Source organism: Corynebacterium sp., from assembly GCF_012838985.1.
Taxonomy (GTDB): domain Bacteria; phylum Actinomycetota; class Actinomycetes; order Mycobacteriales; family Mycobacteriaceae; genus Corynebacterium.
Map to the genome: position 1 here is coordinate 1 of NZ_DUOE01000036.1, position 16,034 is coordinate 16,034.

The 16,034-nt window shown below is 69.2% G+C and carries 21 protein-coding genes and 1 tRNA gene; 7 read left to right on the plus strand and 15 right to left on the minus strand.

Annotated features, from left to right (window positions below):
* From GXZ33_RS01710 to GXZ33_RS01730, 5 genes are all read right to left on the minus strand, one after another.
* On the minus strand, nucleotides 1-262 hold a 262-nt coding region (locus GXZ33_RS01710), incomplete at its 3' end, for a phosphoribosyl-ATP diphosphatase (RefSeq protein WP_291339135.1).
* Nucleotides 263-290: 28 nt separating this feature from the next.
* A complete protein-coding gene (locus GXZ33_RS01715; RefSeq protein WP_291339136.1) occupies nucleotides 291-1,022 on the minus strand; it encodes an HAD family phosphatase in 732 nt (243 codons plus the stop codon).
* On the minus strand, nucleotides 988-1,368 hold the full coding sequence (locus GXZ33_RS01720) for a hypothetical protein (RefSeq protein ID WP_291339137.1): 381 nt from the start codon (nucleotides 1,366-1,368) through the stop codon (nucleotides 988-990). The genes GXZ33_RS01715 and GXZ33_RS01720 overlap by 35 nt, the downstream gene beginning before the upstream one ends.
* A gap of 24 nt (nucleotides 1,369-1,392) precedes the next feature.
* Complete coding sequence (gene mshC, locus GXZ33_RS01725) at nucleotides 1,393-2,634, minus strand: cysteine--1-D-myo-inosityl 2-amino-2-deoxy-alpha-D-glucopyranoside ligase (protein ID WP_291339138.1); 1,242 nt, start codon at nucleotides 2,632-2,634, stop codon at nucleotides 1,393-1,395.
* A gap of 68 nt (nucleotides 2,635-2,702) precedes the next feature.
* A complete protein-coding gene (locus GXZ33_RS01730; RefSeq protein ID WP_291339154.1) occupies nucleotides 2,703-3,530 on the minus strand; it encodes an undecaprenyl-diphosphate phosphatase in 828 nt (275 codons plus the stop codon).
* A gap of 72 nt (nucleotides 3,531-3,602) precedes the next feature.
* Between GXZ33_RS01730 and GXZ33_RS01735 the strand changes: the two genes are divergently transcribed.
* The 3 genes from GXZ33_RS01735 to GXZ33_RS01745 are packed head-to-tail and all read left to right on the plus strand — an operon-like array spanning nucleotide 3,603 to nucleotide 6,678.
* Entirely contained in the window at nucleotides 3,603-4,508 is a 906-nt protein-coding gene (locus GXZ33_RS01735) for an aldo/keto reductase (protein WP_291339139.1), read from the plus strand.
* A gap of 14 nt (nucleotides 4,509-4,522) precedes the next feature.
* Entirely contained in the window at nucleotides 4,523-5,554 is a 1,032-nt protein-coding gene (locus GXZ33_RS01740; protein ID WP_291339140.1) for a WD40 repeat domain-containing protein, read from the plus strand.
* Nucleotides 5,555-5,568: 14 nt separating this feature from the next.
* Nucleotides 5,569-6,678, plus strand: coding sequence for a quinone-dependent dihydroorotate dehydrogenase (locus GXZ33_RS01745; RefSeq protein ID WP_291339141.1), 1,110 nt, complete (start codon nucleotides 5,569-5,571; stop codon nucleotides 6,676-6,678).
* Nucleotides 6,679-6,738: 60 nt separating this feature from the next.
* On the opposite strand, the gene GXZ33_RS01750 is transcribed toward GXZ33_RS01745, so the two are convergent.
* Genes GXZ33_RS01750 through GXZ33_RS01760 form a run of 3 tightly spaced genes read right to left on the minus strand, consistent with a single transcriptional unit; the run spans nucleotide 6,739 to nucleotide 7,953 of the window.
* A complete protein-coding gene (locus GXZ33_RS01750; protein ID WP_291339142.1) occupies nucleotides 6,739-7,137 on the minus strand; it encodes a hypothetical protein in 399 nt (132 codons plus the stop codon).
* A gap of 12 nt (nucleotides 7,138-7,149) precedes the next feature.
* A complete protein-coding gene (locus tag GXZ33_RS01755; protein ID WP_291339143.1) occupies nucleotides 7,150-7,686 on the minus strand; it encodes a YbhB/YbcL family Raf kinase inhibitor-like protein in 537 nt (178 codons plus the stop codon).
* Between the two features lie 48 nt (nucleotides 7,687-7,734).
* Complete coding sequence (locus GXZ33_RS01760; protein ID WP_291339155.1) at nucleotides 7,735-7,953, minus strand: hypothetical protein; 219 nt, start codon at nucleotides 7,951-7,953, stop codon at nucleotides 7,735-7,737.
* A 231-nt stretch (nucleotides 7,954-8,184) separates the two neighbouring features.
* Here GXZ33_RS01760 and GXZ33_RS01765 point away from each other — a divergent pair.
* Nucleotides 8,185-8,270: transfer RNA gene (locus tag GXZ33_RS01765), tRNA-Leu, on the plus strand.
* A gap of 46 nt (nucleotides 8,271-8,316) precedes the next feature.
* Here GXZ33_RS01765 and GXZ33_RS01770 read toward each other — a convergent pair.
* The gene (locus tag GXZ33_RS01770) at nucleotides 8,317-8,685 is read right to left on the minus strand and encodes a helix-turn-helix domain-containing protein (RefSeq protein ID WP_291339144.1); all 369 of its coding nucleotides are present in this window, start codon (nucleotides 8,683-8,685) and stop codon (nucleotides 8,317-8,319) included.
* A gap of 129 nt (nucleotides 8,686-8,814) precedes the next feature.
* On the minus strand, nucleotides 8,815-9,240 hold the full coding sequence (locus GXZ33_RS01775; RefSeq protein ID WP_291339145.1) for a cupin domain-containing protein: 426 nt from the start codon (nucleotides 9,238-9,240) through the stop codon (nucleotides 8,815-8,817).
* Nucleotides 9,241-9,357: 117 nt separating this feature from the next.
* Here GXZ33_RS01775 and GXZ33_RS01780 point away from each other — a divergent pair, with 117 nt between their 5' ends.
* On the plus strand, nucleotides 9,358-10,059 hold the full coding sequence (locus GXZ33_RS01780; RefSeq protein WP_291339146.1) for a TVP38/TMEM64 family protein: 702 nt from the start codon (nucleotides 9,358-9,360) through the stop codon (nucleotides 10,057-10,059).
* Nucleotides 10,060-10,069: 10 nt separating this feature from the next.
* Nucleotides 10,070-10,648: a MarR family transcriptional regulator gene (locus GXZ33_RS01785; protein ID WP_291339147.1), complete on the plus strand. Its 579-nt coding sequence runs from the start codon at nucleotides 10,070-10,072 to the stop codon at nucleotides 10,646-10,648.
* Here GXZ33_RS01785 and GXZ33_RS01790 read toward each other — a convergent pair.
* From GXZ33_RS01790 to GXZ33_RS01800, 3 genes are read right to left on the minus strand one after another with little or no spacing between them, the layout of a single operon-like run.
* Nucleotides 10,645-11,868: an SPFH domain-containing protein gene (locus tag GXZ33_RS01790; protein ID WP_291339148.1), complete on the minus strand. Its 1,224-nt coding sequence runs from the start codon at nucleotides 11,866-11,868 to the stop codon at nucleotides 10,645-10,647. The genes GXZ33_RS01785 and GXZ33_RS01790 overlap by 4 nt on opposite strands.
* Nucleotides 11,868-12,296 carry an NfeD family protein gene (locus tag GXZ33_RS01795; protein WP_291339149.1) on the minus strand — a complete coding sequence of 143 codons (429 nt, stop codon included), beginning with the start codon at nucleotides 12,294-12,296 and terminating at the stop codon, nucleotides 11,868-11,870. Before GXZ33_RS01795 ends, GXZ33_RS01790 begins: the two co-directional genes overlap by 1 nt.
* Before the next feature lie 23 nt (nucleotides 12,297-12,319).
* Nucleotides 12,320-13,168, minus strand: a complete 849-nt coding sequence (locus tag GXZ33_RS01800; protein ID WP_291339150.1) for a DUF3097 domain-containing protein — start codon at nucleotides 13,166-13,168, stop codon at nucleotides 12,320-12,322.
* Between the two features lie 42 nt (nucleotides 13,169-13,210).
* On the opposite strand from GXZ33_RS01800, the gene GXZ33_RS01805 reads away from it, so the two are divergent.
* Entirely contained in the window at nucleotides 13,211-13,927 is a 717-nt protein-coding gene (locus GXZ33_RS01805; RefSeq protein WP_291339151.1) for a hypothetical protein, read from the plus strand.
* Here the strand turns inward: GXZ33_RS01805 and GXZ33_RS01810 are convergent.
* Together GXZ33_RS01810 and GXZ33_RS01815 are read right to left on the minus strand one after the other, a co-directional pair.
* On the minus strand, nucleotides 13,894-14,967 hold the full coding sequence (locus GXZ33_RS01810) for a ferrochelatase (RefSeq protein WP_291339152.1): 1,074 nt from the start codon (nucleotides 14,965-14,967) through the stop codon (nucleotides 13,894-13,896). The two genes, GXZ33_RS01805 and GXZ33_RS01810, sit on opposite strands and share 34 nt — an antisense overlap.
* Before the next feature lie 51 nt (nucleotides 14,968-15,018).
* A partial coding sequence (locus tag GXZ33_RS01815; RefSeq protein WP_291339153.1) for an NlpC/P60 family protein occupies nucleotides 15,019-16,034 on the minus strand: 1,016 nt, incomplete at its 5' end.

Genomic DNA, 16,034 nt, shown 5'->3' on the forward strand with positions numbered 1-16,034 from the left:
AGAGGTTCTTGTAGATGTCGTCGGGGGTCAGCCCGCGGGCGACCATCATGACCTGGGTCCAGTAGATGAGCTGGCTCATCTCCTCGGCCAGTTCCTCATCGGACTGGTACTCGGCGGCGATCCAGACCTCCCCGGCCTCCTCGATGATCTTCTTGCCGATATGGTGCACGCCCTTGTCCAGGGCTTCCACGGTGCCGGAGCCCTCAGGGCGGGCGGTGGCACGATCGGTGAGTTCGGCAAACAGGGAGTCAAAGTTCTTCACGGGGGGACATTATTCCATGCCCCGCCTCTCAGCGCTGCAGATGGTGGAACCAATCCATCACGGTGTCGGCTCCGACCCCCACGAAATCGTTCCTGCCGTGCAGGGAGTCGAGCGTGACCACGCCCTCCGGCACCACCGTGTCCTCGTACCAGGGCAGGCCGATCACCCGGCAGCCCGCGGTGACGGCGGCGGTCATGCCGGTGAAGGAGTCCTCGAACACGAGGCAGTCCGCCGGGTCCGCGCCGACCTTCTCCGCAGCACGCAGGTACATGTCCGGGGCCGGCTTCGGGCTGGGCACCTCATCGCCCGTGACGGAGCCGGTGAAGTAGTGCTCCCCCACCGCCGCGATCGACAGGTCGGCCAGGGTGCGTTCGGTGTTGGTGGTCACGAGCATGGGCAGGTCGTGGGTCGACAGATCGTCGAGAAGCTCCGTGACCCCCGGATTGGGGGCGAGCGACGCCCGCATCAGTTCCGCCATGCGCTCATTCATGAACGCGCGGAAGCGCGGATGATCATCCTCGGTGACGGTGAGACCGGCGTGGTCCGCGCACACCTGGACGGTGTGGCGGAAACTGCCGCCGATGGTCGTCTCCCGCAGCGCGGGGGTGAGGCGCCGACCCATGAGCTCGGAGAGTTCATAGGTGAACTGCTCCCAGAGCGGCTCGGTGTCGACGAGGGTGCCGTCCATGTCCCAGAAGATGGCGGCGGGGGCGGTGAAGGTGGGGTTAATCGATCTCCGGCAGCTCGGACAGAGCCTCATCGTCCGCGCCGGTGGCGGCGGAGGCATCATGGATCAGTTCGTTGAGCACGGAGGTCTCCTCCGGCTCGAGCACGGCGTCGTCGTGCTGACGGTTGTAGGCCTCCAGCTTGTCGACGTACCTCTGCACCACCGCGACCAGCGCCTCAGCGGGCGGATCGGCGGGCAGGTCGTCGAGGGCGTCAAGCAGGTCCTCGAGGAGCTTCTTCAGCTCCGGGAGGGCCGCCGGGTCGAAGGGTTCGTCCCAGAACTCCTTCTCGTCGTCCTTGAGGTAGCTGCCGGTGGCGAACTCGGTGAGCTCGGTGATGAAGTCGTCGACGTTCTGCTGGAATTCCGCGCGGATGGTCATGGGGATCATTGTTCCTGAAAACAGCTAGAGCCGCACGCCCAGCAGGGCGTCGACGGCCGTGCGGACCAGTTCGCCGGCGCCCTCCTCGTCCGCGCCGCGCCCGGAGGCCGCCCACGTGTCGACGACCGCCAGCGCCCCGGGGGTGTCCAGGTCGTCCGCCAGGCGGGTGCGCAGCTCCTGGACCAGCGCCTCCGCGCCCGCCAGGGTGCCGGGCTGACGGCAGGCTGCGCGCCATGTCGCCAGGCGGGCCTCCGCGTCGGCGAGGACCTGCTCCGACCAGTCCCGGTCGGCCCGGTAGTGCGAGGCGAAGACACCGAGGCGGATGGCGTCCGGCTCATGGCCGTCGGCGGTCAGCGTGTGCACGAAGACGAGGTTGCCGAGGGACTTGCTCATCTTCACCCCGTCGAGGCCGATCATGCCGGCGTGGACATAGTGCCCGGCCATGCGCTCGACGCCCAGGCCCGCCTCGGCGTGCGCCGCGGAGAACTCGTGGTGCGGGAAGATCAGGTCGCTGCCGCCACCCTGGATGGCGAACGACGCACCCAGGCGGTTCGTCGCGATCGCCGAGCACTCGATGTGCCAGCCCGGACGACCCGGACCGAAGGGCGACTCCCAGGCGGGCTCGCCCTCCCGGTGGGCACGCCACAGCAGGGCGTCCAGGGGGTCCCGCTTGCCGGCCCGCTCCGGGTCCCCGCCCCGCTCCGCGAAGAGCTTCTCCATCGTCGCCCGGTCGTAGTTCGACTCGTAGCCGAAGTTCTCCGTCGCCGCGATGGAGGCGTAGATGTCCGGGTGCTCGTCGTCGACGACGTAGGCCGCGCCGGCGTCGAGAAGCTTCTGCACCATCTCGATGACCTCGCCGACCGACTCGATCGCCCCGATGTAGTCGCGCGGCGGGATGACGCGCAGCGCCTCCATGTCGGAGCGGAAGAGGTTGATCTGGCCGGTGCCCAGCTCACGCCAGTCGACGCCGTCCCGCTCGGCACGCTCGAAGAGCGGATCGTCGACGTCGGTGATGTTCTGCACGTAGTGGACGCCCAGACCCTGGTCCAGCAGGAGACGGTGGACGAGGTCGAACGTCAGGTAGGTGGCCGCATGACCCAGGTGGGTCGAGTCGTAGGGCGTGATGCCGCAGACGTACATGCCGACGGTGTCCGCTCCGGCCCCGGCCTCCACAGGACGGACGACGCCGTCCGCGGTGTCGTGGAGAGCCAGGGGCACGGGGGTGCCGCCGAGACGCGGGACTTCAGGATGAGGCCATGAAAGCATGTCAACAACTCTAACGCCTCCGCGAAGGTGACATCTACCGGGTCACCCAGCGACGGTCCCAGACGGTCCTAGATCGGCTGCAGGACCCCGAACGCCAGCAGCGCCATCACGAGCAGACCCACCGGGATGCGGTAGGCCGCGAACCAGGAGAAGGAGTGGTGCGCGACGAACTTCAGCAGCCACGCGATCGAGAGATAGCCCAACACGAAGGCGATCAACGTGCCCACGCCCAGCTGCAGCGCGGAGGCGGCCTGACCGGCCTGGGGTGCGAAGGCGTCGGGCAGCGAGAACAGCCCGGAGGCCAGCACCGCGGGGATGGCCAGCAGGAAGGAGAAACGGGTCGCCACCGCACGGTCCAGGTTCATGAACAGACCCGCCGAGACGGTGCCGCCGGAACGGGAGACACCCGGGATGAGCGCCAGGCACTGCGCCAGACCCATGATGACCGCGTCCTTCATCGTCAGCTCGTCGAAGCTGCGCTGCTTACGGCCGAACTTCTCCGCGAAGATGAACACGAAGGAGAAGAGCACCAGCACGGTCGCGGTGATCCACAGGTTGCGGGCCCCCTCCCGGATGATGTCACGGCCGAAGTAGCCGATGATCGCCACCGGCAGGGTGCCGACGATGACCATCCAGCCCATCCGGTACTCGAAGTTCCGGGCGGCGGGGTTGAACAGTCCGCGGAACCAGCCGGCGAGGATGAGCCAGATCTCCCGGGCGAAGAACACCAGCACCGCGGCCTCCGTGCCGAGCTGGACGACCGCCGTGAAGGAGGCGCCCGCGTCGACGCCGAAGAACAGCTCGGAGACGATGCGCAGGTGCCCGGATGAGCTCACGGGCAGGAACTCGGTGAGGCCCTGGACGACGGAGAGCACCACGACCTGGAGCCAGGACATCTGCTCCGGGGTGGCTGAGGCGAGGATGGTCAGGTCATTCACCCGGCCAACCGTACTACTACTGTGGTGAGCGTGAAACAACGATTGGTGGGGTCCAGTGGTCTGCGCGTCTCGGATCTCGGTCTGGGGACCGGGACCTGGGGGACGGGCACCGGCCGGGAGGAGGCGCAGGTCATGCTGCGTATGTTCCTCGACGCCGGGGGCACGCTCATCGACTCCTCCCCCGCCTACGGTCACGGTCGCGCGCAGGAGGTCCTGGCCTCGGTGCTTGCCGACGCCGCCGTGCCCCGCCACGACCTCGTCCTCTCCTCCTCCGCCGGTGTCGCCCCCGACTCCCCCGTCGGGCGCCGCGTCGACTGCTCCCGCCGCACCCTCATGCAGCAGCTCGACGAGACGCTGCGGGTGCTGGGCACTGACCACCTCGACCTGTGGTCGGTCGGCTACTGGGACGAGAAGACCCCGCCGCTCGAGGTGCAGGACACCCTCGAGTGGGCGGTGCGCACCGGCCGCACCCGCTACGCCGGTGTGCGGGACTACGCCGGCTGGCAGCTGGCGGTGACCTCCTCCCCGCGGATCGTGGCCACCCAGCACGAGTACTCACTGCTCAACCGCGACGTCGAGGAGGAGCTCATCCCCGCGGCCCGCCACCTCGGGGTGGGTGTCCTGGCGGCGGCCCCGCTGGCGCAGGGCGTGCTGACCGGTCGTTACCGCAGCTCCCTCCCCCACGGCATCCGCGCCGAGGTGCACGCCCGGCTGGGCTCGAAGTCCCACACCGTCGTCGACGCCGTGACCACCGCCGCCGACGGCCTGGACATCCCGCCGGCGGTCGTCGCCCTGGCGTGGGCCCGCGACCGAACCGGCGTCGCCTCCGCCATCGTCGGGGCCTCCCGCCGCGAGCAGCTCTCCCAGCTGCTCACCGTGACGGGCACGGTTCTGCCCCGGGCGATCGTCAAGGCACTGGACGACGTGTCGCGCTGATAGGCTCACTAAGCGTGAATGCCGGACGTGTGACAGCCCTGGCGGCGCTGACCGCCACCTCCCTCCTCCTGGTCGCCTGCAACGCAGGTCCGAACCCGGAGGTCCCCGACCTCGGGAACGCCGTGGCGGAGGTGTCACCCCCCTCCACCTCACCGGCGGGAGAGGTCCTCGAGCTGCCCGCCGCCTGGGCCGAGATCTCCGACATGGAGGCCGCCGGCGACATCCTGGGCCTGCGGTCGGCGACCACCCTGGCCATCGGCACCCTCGGGCAGCTGCGCGCCGGCGACGCCACGGAGGTGGAGATCCCCGCGAACTGCGGCGACCTCAACGCCTCCGCCGACACCTTCATCCTCGCGTGCCGTGACCAGGTGCTGCTGGTCGACGCCGCCACGGGCGACGTCGAGAAGCGTTCCCTCGCGGGCACCGACGCTGACCCGGCCGACTCCGCGGTCCTCACCTCCACCGGGGAGCTCATCGTCGGGTCCGCCGAAGGCAGCAAGGTGCTCGTCTTCGGGCAGGACTCCGACGAGCCGGTGGAGAACATCACCGTCGCCGGACAGACCAGCCAGCTGCTGGCCGTGCCCGTCGAGGGCGCCGACGACTCCGTCGTGCGCTCCAGCTACGTCAACACCACCATCCAGGACGTCCACTGGCGCGACGGTAAGCAGGGCGGCACCCTGCGCGTCGGGCTGGGCATCGGGCAGATGGCCGTCGGCGGGAACGGCGTCGTCCTCGCCTCCGACAACCGCGGCGGCCAGATCGCCGTCTACACCGCCACCGACGTCGTGCGCCTGCACCAGACGACGCCCGTCGCCGGCAGCCCGTGGGCCGTGGCCTGGGACGGTGAGCGGGACCTCGCGTGGGTCTCCACCACCGCCGACAACACCCTGCACGGCTTCGACCTCTCCACGGGTGTGCCGGAGGAGAAGGTCACCCTCGACACCGTGGCCGACGTGCACAACGTCATCGCGCTCGACGACGGTACCCTCGTCCTCGCCTCCGCCACCGGTGAAGGCCTCCAGATCATCACCGACGTCTCCTCCTAGGAAGGACCCCGCACGTGTCTCTGCGCCACTCCGCCTACCAGCTGGCCCTGAAGGGCATGTTCACCCTGCGGCCCGAGCGCATCCACGGCCTCATCGCCGGTGGACTCGGTGTGCTCCAGGCCGCCGGGCCGGTCAACCGCCTGCTGGGCAAGGTCGTCCCGGTCACCGATCCGGTGCTGTCCCAGGAGGTCTTCGGCGTGACCTTCCCGCGCCCGCTGGGCCTGGCGGCCGGCTTCGACAAGAACGCCTCCGCCGCCGACACCTGGACCTCCCTCGGCTTCGGCTACTCCGAGCTGGGCACCGTCACCGCCTCCCCGCAGCCGGGCAACCCCACCCCACGGCTGTTCCGCCTGCCGGCGGACAAGGCCATCCTCAACCGGATGGGCTTCAACAACGACGGAGCCGCCGAGGTCGCCGAGAACCTGCGCCGCCGCAAGTCGGAGGACGTCATCGGCATCAACATCGGCAAGACCAAGGTCGTCCCGGCGGACGAGGCCGTCGACGACTACCGACGTTCCGCCTCCCTCCTCGGCGACCTCGCCGACTACCTGGTGGTCAACGTCTCCTCCCCCAACACTCCGGGTCTGCGTGACCTGCAGGCCGTCGAGTCCCTGCGCCCGATCCTGGCGGCCGTCCAGGAGTCGACGGACACGCCGGTGCTGGTGAAGATCGCCCCCGACCTGTCCGACGAGGACGTCGACGCAGTCGCGGACCTCGCCCTGGACCTGGGGCTGGCGGGCATCGTCGCGACGAACACGACCATCTCCCGCGAGGGCCTGACCACCCCGGCCGCCGAGGTCGCCGCGATGGGTGCCGGCGGCATCTCCGGCCCGCCCGTCGCCGACCGCGCCCTCGAGGTCCTGCGGCGCCTCCACGCGAAGGTGGGCGACCAGCTGGTGCTCATCTCCGTCGGCGGCATCTCCACCCCGCAGCAGGCGTGGGAGCGCATCGCCTCCGGCGCCACCCTCCTGCAGGGCTACACCGGCTTCATCTACGGCGGCCCGGACTGGATCCGCGACATCCACCGCGGCATCGCCGACCAGATCCACCGGCACGGCCTGGACAGCATCGCCGATGCCATCGGCTCCGACCTGCCCTGGCTGGCCAACCCGGCGCACAACTGACGGCCCCAGGCACGGCGAAGCCCCCACGAGTCCGACTCGTGGGGGCTTCTGTCCTGTCTGCTAGCTCTTCGGGATGAGGGAACGCCGGATGATCAGCGCACACATGAACGCGAACACCGCGTACATCGCCAGCCAGTACTGGGCCATCACCGTGAGCGGTTCATTCGGGATGAAGCGCGAGAAGATGACGATCGCCACCGCGATCGCCAGCGCGACCACCTGTGTGCGGCTGGACGCCTGGTCGGCGCGGATCGTCGCGAAGGCGCCGAGGATGATCGCGGCCACCAGGATGGAGAGGAAACGCGGCGTCACCGCGAACGGTGCCATCCAGCCGTCGACGAACACCGCCACGACTGCGAAGATGACCAGGGCGACGGCGAGCGCCATGAAGGCGCCGCCCACACGCAGCGCCAGGGGCACCCGGAAGGTCCGCTCGGGGCGGGAGTTCTTTTGGCTCATAACCTCTAGAGACTACTTGTTCTCGTACCAGCCCCACAGGATGGCACGGCCGAGGGAGTGGAAATAAAGGTTGAAGCCCAGCACCGTCGCCGTGGAATCCGGATCGATGTCCAGCTTCTCGATGTCCACCGCATGCACCGCGTACAGGTAGCGGTGGGGCGCGTGGCCCGCCGGGGGGTTGGCTCCGTAGTAGGCCTTCATGCCGGCGTCATTGGCCAGCGTGACGGCGCCGACGCCGAGGTCCTCGGTCTTGCCTGCACCGCTGGGCAGGCTGGTGGTGTCCACCGGGATGTTGAAGGCGGCCCAGTGCCAGTAGCCGGACGCCGTCGGGGCGTCCGGATCGAAGCAGGTCACCGCGAGGGACTTCGTGCCCTCCGGCAGACCGGACCACGACAGCTGCGGGGAGATGTTCAGCGGCGCGCACTGGTCGGCGGCCAGCTGGTCACCGTTCTGCAGGTCGTGGGAGGTCAACCGGAAGGACGGCAGGTCCTTCAGCGGGGCGTACGGGTCGGGACCGGGGAAACGGGGATCATCTGCGTAGTTGCTCATACCCCCGTTGTACCTGAGATCACACCACCGTGTCCGGGGAATGCCCCGTCACTCCCCCGCTGACCAGCGGGCGAAGAGCTGCGCGTAGCGGCCGGCGGCGTCGAGAAGCTCCCTGTGGGCCCCACTCTCGACGATGCACCCGCCGTCCATGACGAGGATCCGGGCCGGGGCGACCCGCTGGGCCACCTCCGGGGTCCAGACCCGCGGGCAGGGAGCGGGGCGGACGTCGGCACCGGTCATCTGCACCGAACCGGACGCGAAGCCCATTTCTCCGGCGTGACCTGCGCAGACTCCGCCGCAATGCGGACCGGGACGAATCACGACGACGTGGGCATCCGGCGGGGAACTCGATACGTGCGTTTCATGGTGAGAAAAGGCTCTCACTTACACCCCTGTAACTAGGGTTGACCTGGCGATTTGTGTCTTTCACATGACTAGGGCTACAGTAATGCAGGTGCCCAGCCGAGAGGGTGAGCACAGAAAAGAGAATGACACCCAGCCCGGGTGGCGGAATGGCAGACGCGCTAGCTTGAGGTGCTAGTGTCCTATTAACGGACGTGGGGGTTCAAGTCCCCCTCCGGGCACAGAAGAAAATCCCGGTCCCTTTCGAGGGGCCGGGATTTTCCTTTCTCACCAGTGCATGCGCCGCAGACGGGTGCTCTCCTTCTGCCAGGCCAGCACATCAGAGGTCCGGATCCGACGGTGGCCTCCCGCGGTGAAACGTACGCAGGTCAACAGATCCTCGTCGATCCAGTTGATCACCGTGCTCCGCGTGACGCCGAGGATCTCCGCAGCCTCGCTGGTGGTGAGCAGCTTGTCCACCTCGACGATCTCCACCTCGGTCCCCTTCACGGCGGCCCCCGCGATCTGGTGGAACTTCTCCCGCAGTGTCTCCGGAACCGGAAACTGCGAGCCGCCAGGGCCCGCCATGTGGACAGGTCCCTCCCTGAGCAGGAAGTTGATGATGGTGAGCTGCGACTTCTCCGACATATCCCCCATGGACGGAGCATAAGCCCTGACAGGGGATCTTTCAGGGGAGGTAAGGGAAGCTCGCAGCGAAATGCTCGTTTTCAGCGGATTCGGATTCTCAATCCGCTGAAAACGAGCATCCAGGAAAACAGCAACTATTTAGTGCTGCTCATCAGGATCGTTGTCCGCGTCCTCCTTGGTCGCGTGGTGGGTGCCGGGCTTGTGCTCCGGGGCGGCGTAGATGGAGTAGAGCTTGACGGTCTCGGTGCCCTCGTTGACGAAGTTGTGCCACTTGCCGGCCGGCACGAAGATCGCGAAGTCATCCTCGACCTCCTGGTCGATGTCCAGCTTGTCCTCGCTGTCACCGATCATGATGCGGCCCTTGCCCGCCTCGAGGCGGAGGAACTGGTCGTGGTCGTCGTGGACTTCCGCGCCGATCTCGCCGCCGGCCGGGATGGCCATCACGGTCATCTGCAGGTACCGGCCGGTCCACAGGGTGTCGCGGAATGCCTCGTTCTCCTTGGTGACGTCCTCGATGTCCAGGACGTAGGGGTTGGGTCCGTGGTCGGTGCGCAGGTCTGCCATGGGGTTCTCCTCCGATGTTGTCGGGTGCAGGTACATCCCCGAGCCTAACGACGCGTCCGGGGTCCGGCCATGAAGTGCTGCCTGACCTGGGGACGTGGAAGCGTAGACTGACCGCTTGTGAAAAGGTTCGGGCAGTTCGTCGTGGGCGTTGTCCGCGATGCTGTCTCCGCGGTCGCCGGCTGGTCCTGGCCGCGGCGTATCGCGGTGGCTGTGGCGCTGGTGGCCTTCGTGGGGGTGTCGATGGCGGTGGAGGTGCCGTCGATCGCCACGTTGCGGGGGTGGGCGGATGCGGCGGGTCCGTGGTTTCTGGGGCTGTTCTGGGTGGGCTATGTGCTCATCACGCAGTTCCCTGTGCCCCGGACGATCCTGACGCTCTCCAGCGGTGTCCTGTTCGGCCCCTGGGTGGGTGTGCTGGTGGCGTTGTCGGCGACGACGGTGGCGGCGGCTCTGAGCCTGTCGGTGGTGCGGGGGCTGCTCGGTGAGTGGATGGCCCCGCGGCTGCGGCATCCGGCGGTGGCGGGCATCAACGCGCGTCTGGAGCAGCGTGGCTGGCTGGCGGTGACGAGTCTGCGGATGATCGCGGGTGTGCCTTTCTCGGTGATGAACTATGCGGCCGCGCTGACGAGTGTGCCGTTGGGGATGTTCGCGGTGGCGACGCTGGCTGGTTCGGCGCCGGGCACGGTCGTGACGGTGTTCCTGGGTGACATGCTGGCGGGGGATCCGGATCCGGTGGTCATCGGCCTCACGGTGGCGCTGGCGGTGGTGGGGTTCATCGGACTCGCCGTCGACCATCGCCTGCCGGTCAAGTCTGTGACGTAGACTGTGTGCCATGTTGGCCATTCATGCACGCTACCGGGGGCGGGAGATCCGTCGCGCCCAGCTGGTACGTCGTTCCGCGGAGGCGCTGTCCACCCTGGACGGGGTCGGTGAGTTCGAGATCCTCGGTGTCGAGGACATCTGCGCGGTCGTGGACTCCCCCGCCGCCCTGTGCGACACCGTCATGGCGTTGCTCTCGGACGGCAGCTGGGCCATCGGGATCGGCGTGGCCCCGGGTTCGACCGATGAGGCGCGTACCCGGGAGGAAGCCACCGGGGCGTTGCGGGGTTCGGTGCGGGCGGGCACGGTCAAGGTGGCGATCACACCGAAGGGCTCCTCGACCCTCGAGTCGGACATCGCGGCGGTCTTCGCCCTCATGGGGCATGTGCTGAGCAAGCGCACCATCGAGGGCCGGGAGGCCACGTCGCTGGTGCGTTCGGGGCTGAATCAGAATGAGGCCGCCGAGGAGCTGGGCATCTCCAAGCAGGCGATGTCGCAGCGTCTCCAGGCGGCCGGGTGGCAGGCGGAGACCGCCGGCTGGGGTCTGGCGGTCAACCTGCTCACCCGCGCGAACGCGGGTGCCACCGACTAGTAGGTCTCGGGTTCCCGCTTCTCGACTTTCACCTCGTCCGGGTCCCCGGCAGGTGCCGGGCTCTCGATCTCCCGGGGCGCCGGCGGCGTCTGGGGCGTCTGCTGGGCCTTGAGCTCGTGCAGTTCCGGGTCGACCGGCTTGTTGGCCACCGCGGTGGCGGCGGCGACGGCTGCGGCGATCTCGGGGTCGGTGGCGGTGTTGAACCACTCGTCGGTGTCCTCGTCGCCGGCCATCTGGCGGGTCTCGTCGTCGACGTGGGAGGGTTCGTAGCGGAAGACCCCCTGGTCGTCCTGCTTGGCGAAGGCGCGGGCGAACTGCTCGAGGGAGTCGCCGAACTGGGAGGGGATCATCCACATGGTGGAGGCCTGGCCCTCGGCCAGCTGCGGCAGCTTCTCCAGGTACTGGTAGGCCAGGACCTCGGGGGTGACCTGGGAGGACTTGATGGCGGCGTTGACCTTCTGGATCGCGCGGGCCTCACCCTGCGCCTGGAGGTAGCGGGCGGCGCGTTCACCCTCGGCCTTGAGGATCATGGCCTGGCGTTCGGCCTCGGCCTGGAGGATGGCGGCGTGCTTCTCGCCCTCCGCGGAGAGGATGCGGGCCTGCTTCTCACCCTCGGCGGTCTTGATGTCGGACTCGCGGCGGCCCTCGGCGGTGAGGATCATGGCGCGCTTCTCACGGTCCGCCTTCATCTGCATCTCCATGGACTGCTGGATGGACGGCGGCGGGTCGATGGCCTTGAGCTCCACGCGGCTGATGCGCAGGCCCCACTTGGCGGTGGCGGCGTCGAGTTCGCCGCGGAGTCGGCGGTTGATGGTCTCACGGGAGGTCAGGGTCTCCTCCAGCGTCATGCCGCCGACGACGTCACGCAGCGTGGCGACGGAGATCTGCTCGACACCGACGATGTAGTTGTCGACGCCGTAGATGGCCTTGGCGGGGTCGTTGATCTGGAAGGTGACGACGATGTCGATGGCAACGGTCAGGTTGTCCTGGGTGATGACGGCCTGCGGCGGGAAGGAGACGACGCGTTCACGGGTGTCCACGCGGGCGCGGACGCGGTCGATGAACGGCACGAGCAGGGTCAGTCCGCCGGAGACGGTGCGGGTGTAGCTGCCGAGTCTCTCGATGACCGCCGCCTCACCCTGCGGGATGAGGGCGATGGATTTGATGACGACGACGGCGACGAAGATGAGCAGGACGACCAGGAGTATGAGTCCGGGCATCAGTTTTCCTTCCAGACGACTGCGGTGGCGCCGTCGATGCTGATCACGGAGACACGCTCGCCCTCGGCGAACGTGTGGGTCGGGTCGAGGGAGCGGGCGGACCAGATGGATCCGTCGAGACGTACCTGTCCCCCGTGGGCCTCGATCGACTCGATGACGACCGCGGTGGACCCGACCAGGGCCTGCGGGGAGGTGTCCAGTGCCTTCGGCGCGGCCAGGCGGCGGCGCAGGAAGGGCCTGAGGAACACCAGCAGCCCGAAGGCCGCGACGGCGAAGGCCACCACGGAGCCCCACAGCGGAGCCCCCGCCAAGGAGACGCCGGCGGCCGCGAGGGCGGCTCCGGCGAGCATGAGCAGGGTGAACTCACCCACGGCCAGCTCGAGGCCGGCGAGGACGAGTGCTGCGATGAACCAGACGATTGCTCCCACGGAACCCAACGTACCAACTGCCCCTACATGAGGTCGTCCTTGGACAGCTCCGGGGTCGTGACGAAGTCGACGAGCCTCTCGACCGCGCCGATGAGGGTGGAGTCGAGGTCGCGGAAGCTGGAGACCGCCGAGTAGACGCGGTGCCAGCCCTCGCGCGGGTCGGACCAGCCGAGACGCTGACACACGCCGGTCTTCCAGTCCTCCCCGTAGGGGACGTCCGGCCAGGCCTGGATGCCGACGGCCGCGGGCTTCACGGCCGCCCAGATGTCGATGTACGGGTGGCCGGTCACCAGGACGTGCTCCCCGACGGTCTGCGTCATGCGGGTCTCCTTGGAGCCCTCGACGAGGTGGTCGGCGAGCACGCCGACGCGCCGCCCGGGTCCGGGGCCGAACTCCGCGAGGCGGGACTCGAGGTTGTCCAGGCCCTCGAGGTACTCCACGACGACGCCCTCGACGCGCAGGTCATGGCCCCACACCTTCTCGACGATCGCCGCGTCGTGGATGCCCTCCACCCAGATGCGCGACGGTGCCGCGACCTTCGCCTCCAGGTTCTCCACGCGGCGGGAACCGGAATTGGAGCGCCGCACCTGCGGCTCCTTCTTCGGGAGGTGGCGGATGAGGGTCACCGGCTGCCCCTCGAGGAGGAAACCGCCGGTGACGAGCTGGAAGAGGCGCTGCACGCCGCGGCGGTCCTCGAGGCGGACGAACTCGCCGTCGTAGGTGCGTTCCCAGCCGACGACCGCTCCGACGTAGTCGTCGCCCCGGACCTCGACGACGAGGCCGGGGGTGGCCTCGACCCGGGGGTACTCGCGCGGGCGGGAACGTGCGTGGCCGGAGAAGATGTCGCCGGAGTAGGGATCGTGGAAGCTCATGGCCGACCACTATATCTGCCGCATGGGCTAGACTCCCCCGCCATGGATATCCGTGCCGAAGTCTGGTCACCGCTGCAGAACACCGCCGTCTGGCTGGGTGCGTGGCTCCACGGACTCGAGGCGACGGACAACGTCATCGACGCCCTGGGGGATCTCGGGGCGGACGCCCTGACCGACGTCCTCGGGGACATCCGCCGCAGCGTGCGTCTCGATTCCGGGGAACCGGCCCTGCGTCTCGTGCTCTCCGGGCCGGGTGAGGCCCCTGCCCTGCCGGCGGGGAGTGCGGCGGCAAGCGCTGCCGGGGCCCTCGTTCTCGCCGACCCCGACCCCCTCACCCACCACATCCTCGTCCCGGAAGAGGCGGGGAACTGGGAGTGGTTCGTCGAGGAGGGGCCGTTGCCGGCGCCGGCGTGGCTGAGCCCCGGTGAGGCGGACCAGCTGCTCACGGAGGCGACGAATGAGGCGGCGCGGCTGGTCCTGGCCTCGGGCTACACCACGGACGCGCTGGTCTCGCCCCGCCTGACGGTGGGCACCCTGGCCGACTTCTACGACACGCCGGGCCTGCCCGCGGCGGTGCCGGGGCGGGCGGCGAAGCTCTTCGCGCGTGCCGACCGGGTGGCGGCGATCATCGAGACGGTCACCCGCCGGATGGACGACCACCGCATCGACCCGCAGCTGCTGGGCCTGTGGCGGCACATCCGCACCGCGCGGATGGCCGGGGTGGCCTACGCGGTGCGCGAGTTCGGGCGCTTGACCTGACAGCAGCCCGGGCGGCAGGCCGCGCCGTTGACGGTGCAGCCCTGGACGGTGACGGTGCCCAGGGAGGCGGGCCCGGCGTTGTCGACGAGCTCACCGATGATGTCGACGACCATGCCGGCGAACTCCTGCTCGGGGCCGGCGGTGCGGGTGCGCTCGACGTGGACGTCGAGTTCACGGGCGGCGTCGGCAAGCTCCGTGTCGAGGTCCCAGATGACCTCCATGTGGTCGGAGATGAAGCCCACCGGGCACACCACGACCGCGGTGACCCCCTCGGCGGCGATCGCCGTGGTGTGGTCGACGATGTCCGGCTCCAGCCACGGGGTGCGCGGGTCGCCGGAGCGGGACTGCCACACGACGTCGTAGCCGTCGACGCCCGCGGCCTCCGCGATGAGGCGGGAGGCCTCCGCCACCTGACGGGAGTAGAGGTGGGGATCCTCGGGGCCGCCGGCGGCCTCATCCGCGGCGGACGGCACGGAGTGGGCGGTGAACAGGACCCGGGTGGTGCCGCGACGCTCCGCGGGCACCTTGTCCAGCGACTCCCGGACGGCGTCGGCCATGAGGCGGACGAAGGTCGGGTGGTCGTAGAACTGCCGCAGCTTGGTGAACTCGACCGGCTCCACCCCCTTCTCCTCCAGGTGGGCGATCATCCGGCGGATGTCCTCGTTGTACTGCAGGCAGGCGGAGTAGCCGCCCCACGCGGAGGTGGCGAACACGAGCGCACGCCGCACGCCGTCGCGGGACATCTGCTCGGCGGTGTCCTCGCCGAAGGGGTGCCAGTTGCGGTTGCCGAAGTAGACCGGCAGCTCCACCCCGCGGGAGGCCAGCTCCTTCTCCAGGTTGCCGATGATCTCCCGGTTGAGGCGGTTGAGCGGGCTCACGCCGCCGAAGTGGAAGTAGTGCTCACCGACCTTCTCCAGACGCTCGCGCGGGATGCCGCGGCCACGGGTGACGTTCTCCAGGAAGGGGACGACCTCCTCGTTCCCCTCGGGACCACCGAAGGAGAGGAGGAGGAGGGCGTCAAAGTTCAGTTCATCAGCCATGCGACTGAGCCTATCAACCCTGAGAGTGACGGCTGCGCGACTGGCCGGGAACTAGATCAGCCGCACCGCGTACGGGGACATGCCGGACCAGCGGACCGGGGCCTTCTGCACGGTGGACCCGGAGTTCGGGGCCTCGAGCATCATGCCGTCACCGAGGTAGATGGCCACGTGGTGGTTGCCGGACGGACCGTAGAAGATGAGGTCGCCGCGCTGCATCTGGCCCGGGTCGATCTTGGTGCCGTGGTTGTACTGGTAGCCGGTGTAGTGCGGCAGGGCGATGCCGGCGCCGGCGAAGGCGTAGAGCACCAGGCCGGAGCAGTCGAAGCCGATCTTGTTGAAGTCACCGTGGGAGTCGGCGATGCCGCCGTCCCGGATGCCGCGGGTCGGGCCGGAGGCGTTGCCGCCGCCCCAGGCGTAGGGGACGCCCAGCTGGGACTCGGCACGGGCGATGACGGCCTCGATCTGCGCCGCCCGGTCACCGATCGGGGCGATCTCGGCCGCGGCCTGCTCGGTGAGGTCCTCGAGGGTCTCGAGCACCGGGCCGGTCGACAGGGAAGTGTCGGCCGCAGCCTCAGCCTCAGTCTCAGAGGTACCACTGGTGGAGCCGGTGCTGGACGGTGCCTCCGCCGCCGGCTCCTCCACCACGGTGGCCCCGGGGTTCTGGATCGGTGCGATGGGGGCTGGCTCCGCCTCCTCGTCCGTGACGGACGGGTACGGGTTCTCCAGGGAGGTGTGGTCGGTCTGCGCCGCCGCGATGACGGCTGCGGCGGCGGCGACGGCGGCAGCGGTGGCCGCGTCCCGGAAGGCCTGTGCCTCCGCCTCGCGGGCGGCGCGCTCGGCCGCCTCCTGCTCCGCACGCTCCTGGGCTTCCCGACGTGCCGTCGCCTCCGCCTCCGCCTGACGTGCCGCCTCGCGGGCGGCCTCGGCGGCTTCTTCTGCTTCGCGACGCTCGCGGTCGATCCGCTCCTGCTCCACGCGTGCTGCTTCCGCAGCCTCTGCTTCCGCCTCCGCCTCGGCACGGGCGGCAGCGTCGGCGGCCGCCTCCTCCGCGGCGCGGACGGCCTCCT

Excerpts from the sequence above, each read along its gene's own strand:
- GXZ33_RS01790 (WP_291339148.1), bottom strand. The coding sequence starts at position 11,868 with ATGCCCGGACTCATACTCCTGGTCGTCCTGCTCATCTTCGTCGCCGTC.
- GXZ33_RS01730 (WP_291339154.1), bottom strand. The coding sequence starts at position 3,530 with ATGTCCTGGCTCCAGGTCGTGGTGCTCTCCGTCGTCCAGGGCCTCACC.
- GXZ33_RS01805 (WP_291339151.1), top strand. The coding sequence starts at position 13,211 with ATGGATATCCGTGCCGAAGTCTGGTCACCGCTGCAGAACACCGCCGTC.
- GXZ33_RS01810 (WP_291339152.1), bottom strand. The coding sequence starts at position 14,967 with ATGGCTGATGAACTGAACTTTGACGCCCTCCTCCTCCTCTCCTTCGGT.
- GXZ33_RS01755 (WP_291339143.1), bottom strand. The coding sequence starts at position 7,686 with ATGAGCAACTACGCAGATGATCCCCGTTTCCCCGGTCCCGACCCGTAC.
- GXZ33_RS01750 (WP_291339142.1), bottom strand. The coding sequence starts at position 7,137 with ATGAGCCAAAAGAACTCCCGCCCCGAGCGGACCTTCCGGGTGCCCCTG.
- GXZ33_RS01785 (WP_291339147.1), top strand. The coding sequence starts at position 10,070 with ATGTTGGCCATTCATGCACGCTACCGGGGGCGGGAGATCCGTCGCGCC.
- GXZ33_RS01800 (WP_291339150.1), bottom strand. The coding sequence starts at position 13,168 with ATGAGCTTCCACGATCCCTACTCCGGCGACATCTTCTCCGGCCACGCA.
- GXZ33_RS01770 (WP_291339144.1), bottom strand. The coding sequence starts at position 8,685 with ATGGGGGATATGTCGGAGAAGTCGCAGCTCACCATCATCAACTTCCTG.
- GXZ33_RS01720 (WP_291339137.1), bottom strand. The coding sequence starts at position 1,368 with ATGACCATCCGCGCGGAATTCCAGCAGAACGTCGACGACTTCATCACC.
- GXZ33_RS01775 (WP_291339145.1), bottom strand. The coding sequence starts at position 9,240 with ATGGCAGACCTGCGCACCGACCACGGACCCAACCCCTACGTCCTGGAC.
- GXZ33_RS01715 (WP_291339136.1), bottom strand. The coding sequence starts at position 1,022 with ATGAGGCTCTGTCCGAGCTGCCGGAGATCGATTAACCCCACCTTCACC.
- GXZ33_RS01760 (WP_291339155.1), bottom strand. The coding sequence starts at position 7,953 with ATGGGCTTCGCGTCCGGTTCGGTGCAGATGACCGGTGCCGACGTCCGC.
- mshC (WP_291339138.1), bottom strand. The coding sequence starts at position 2,634 with ATGCTTTCATGGCCTCATCCTGAAGTCCCGCGTCTCGGCGGCACCCCC.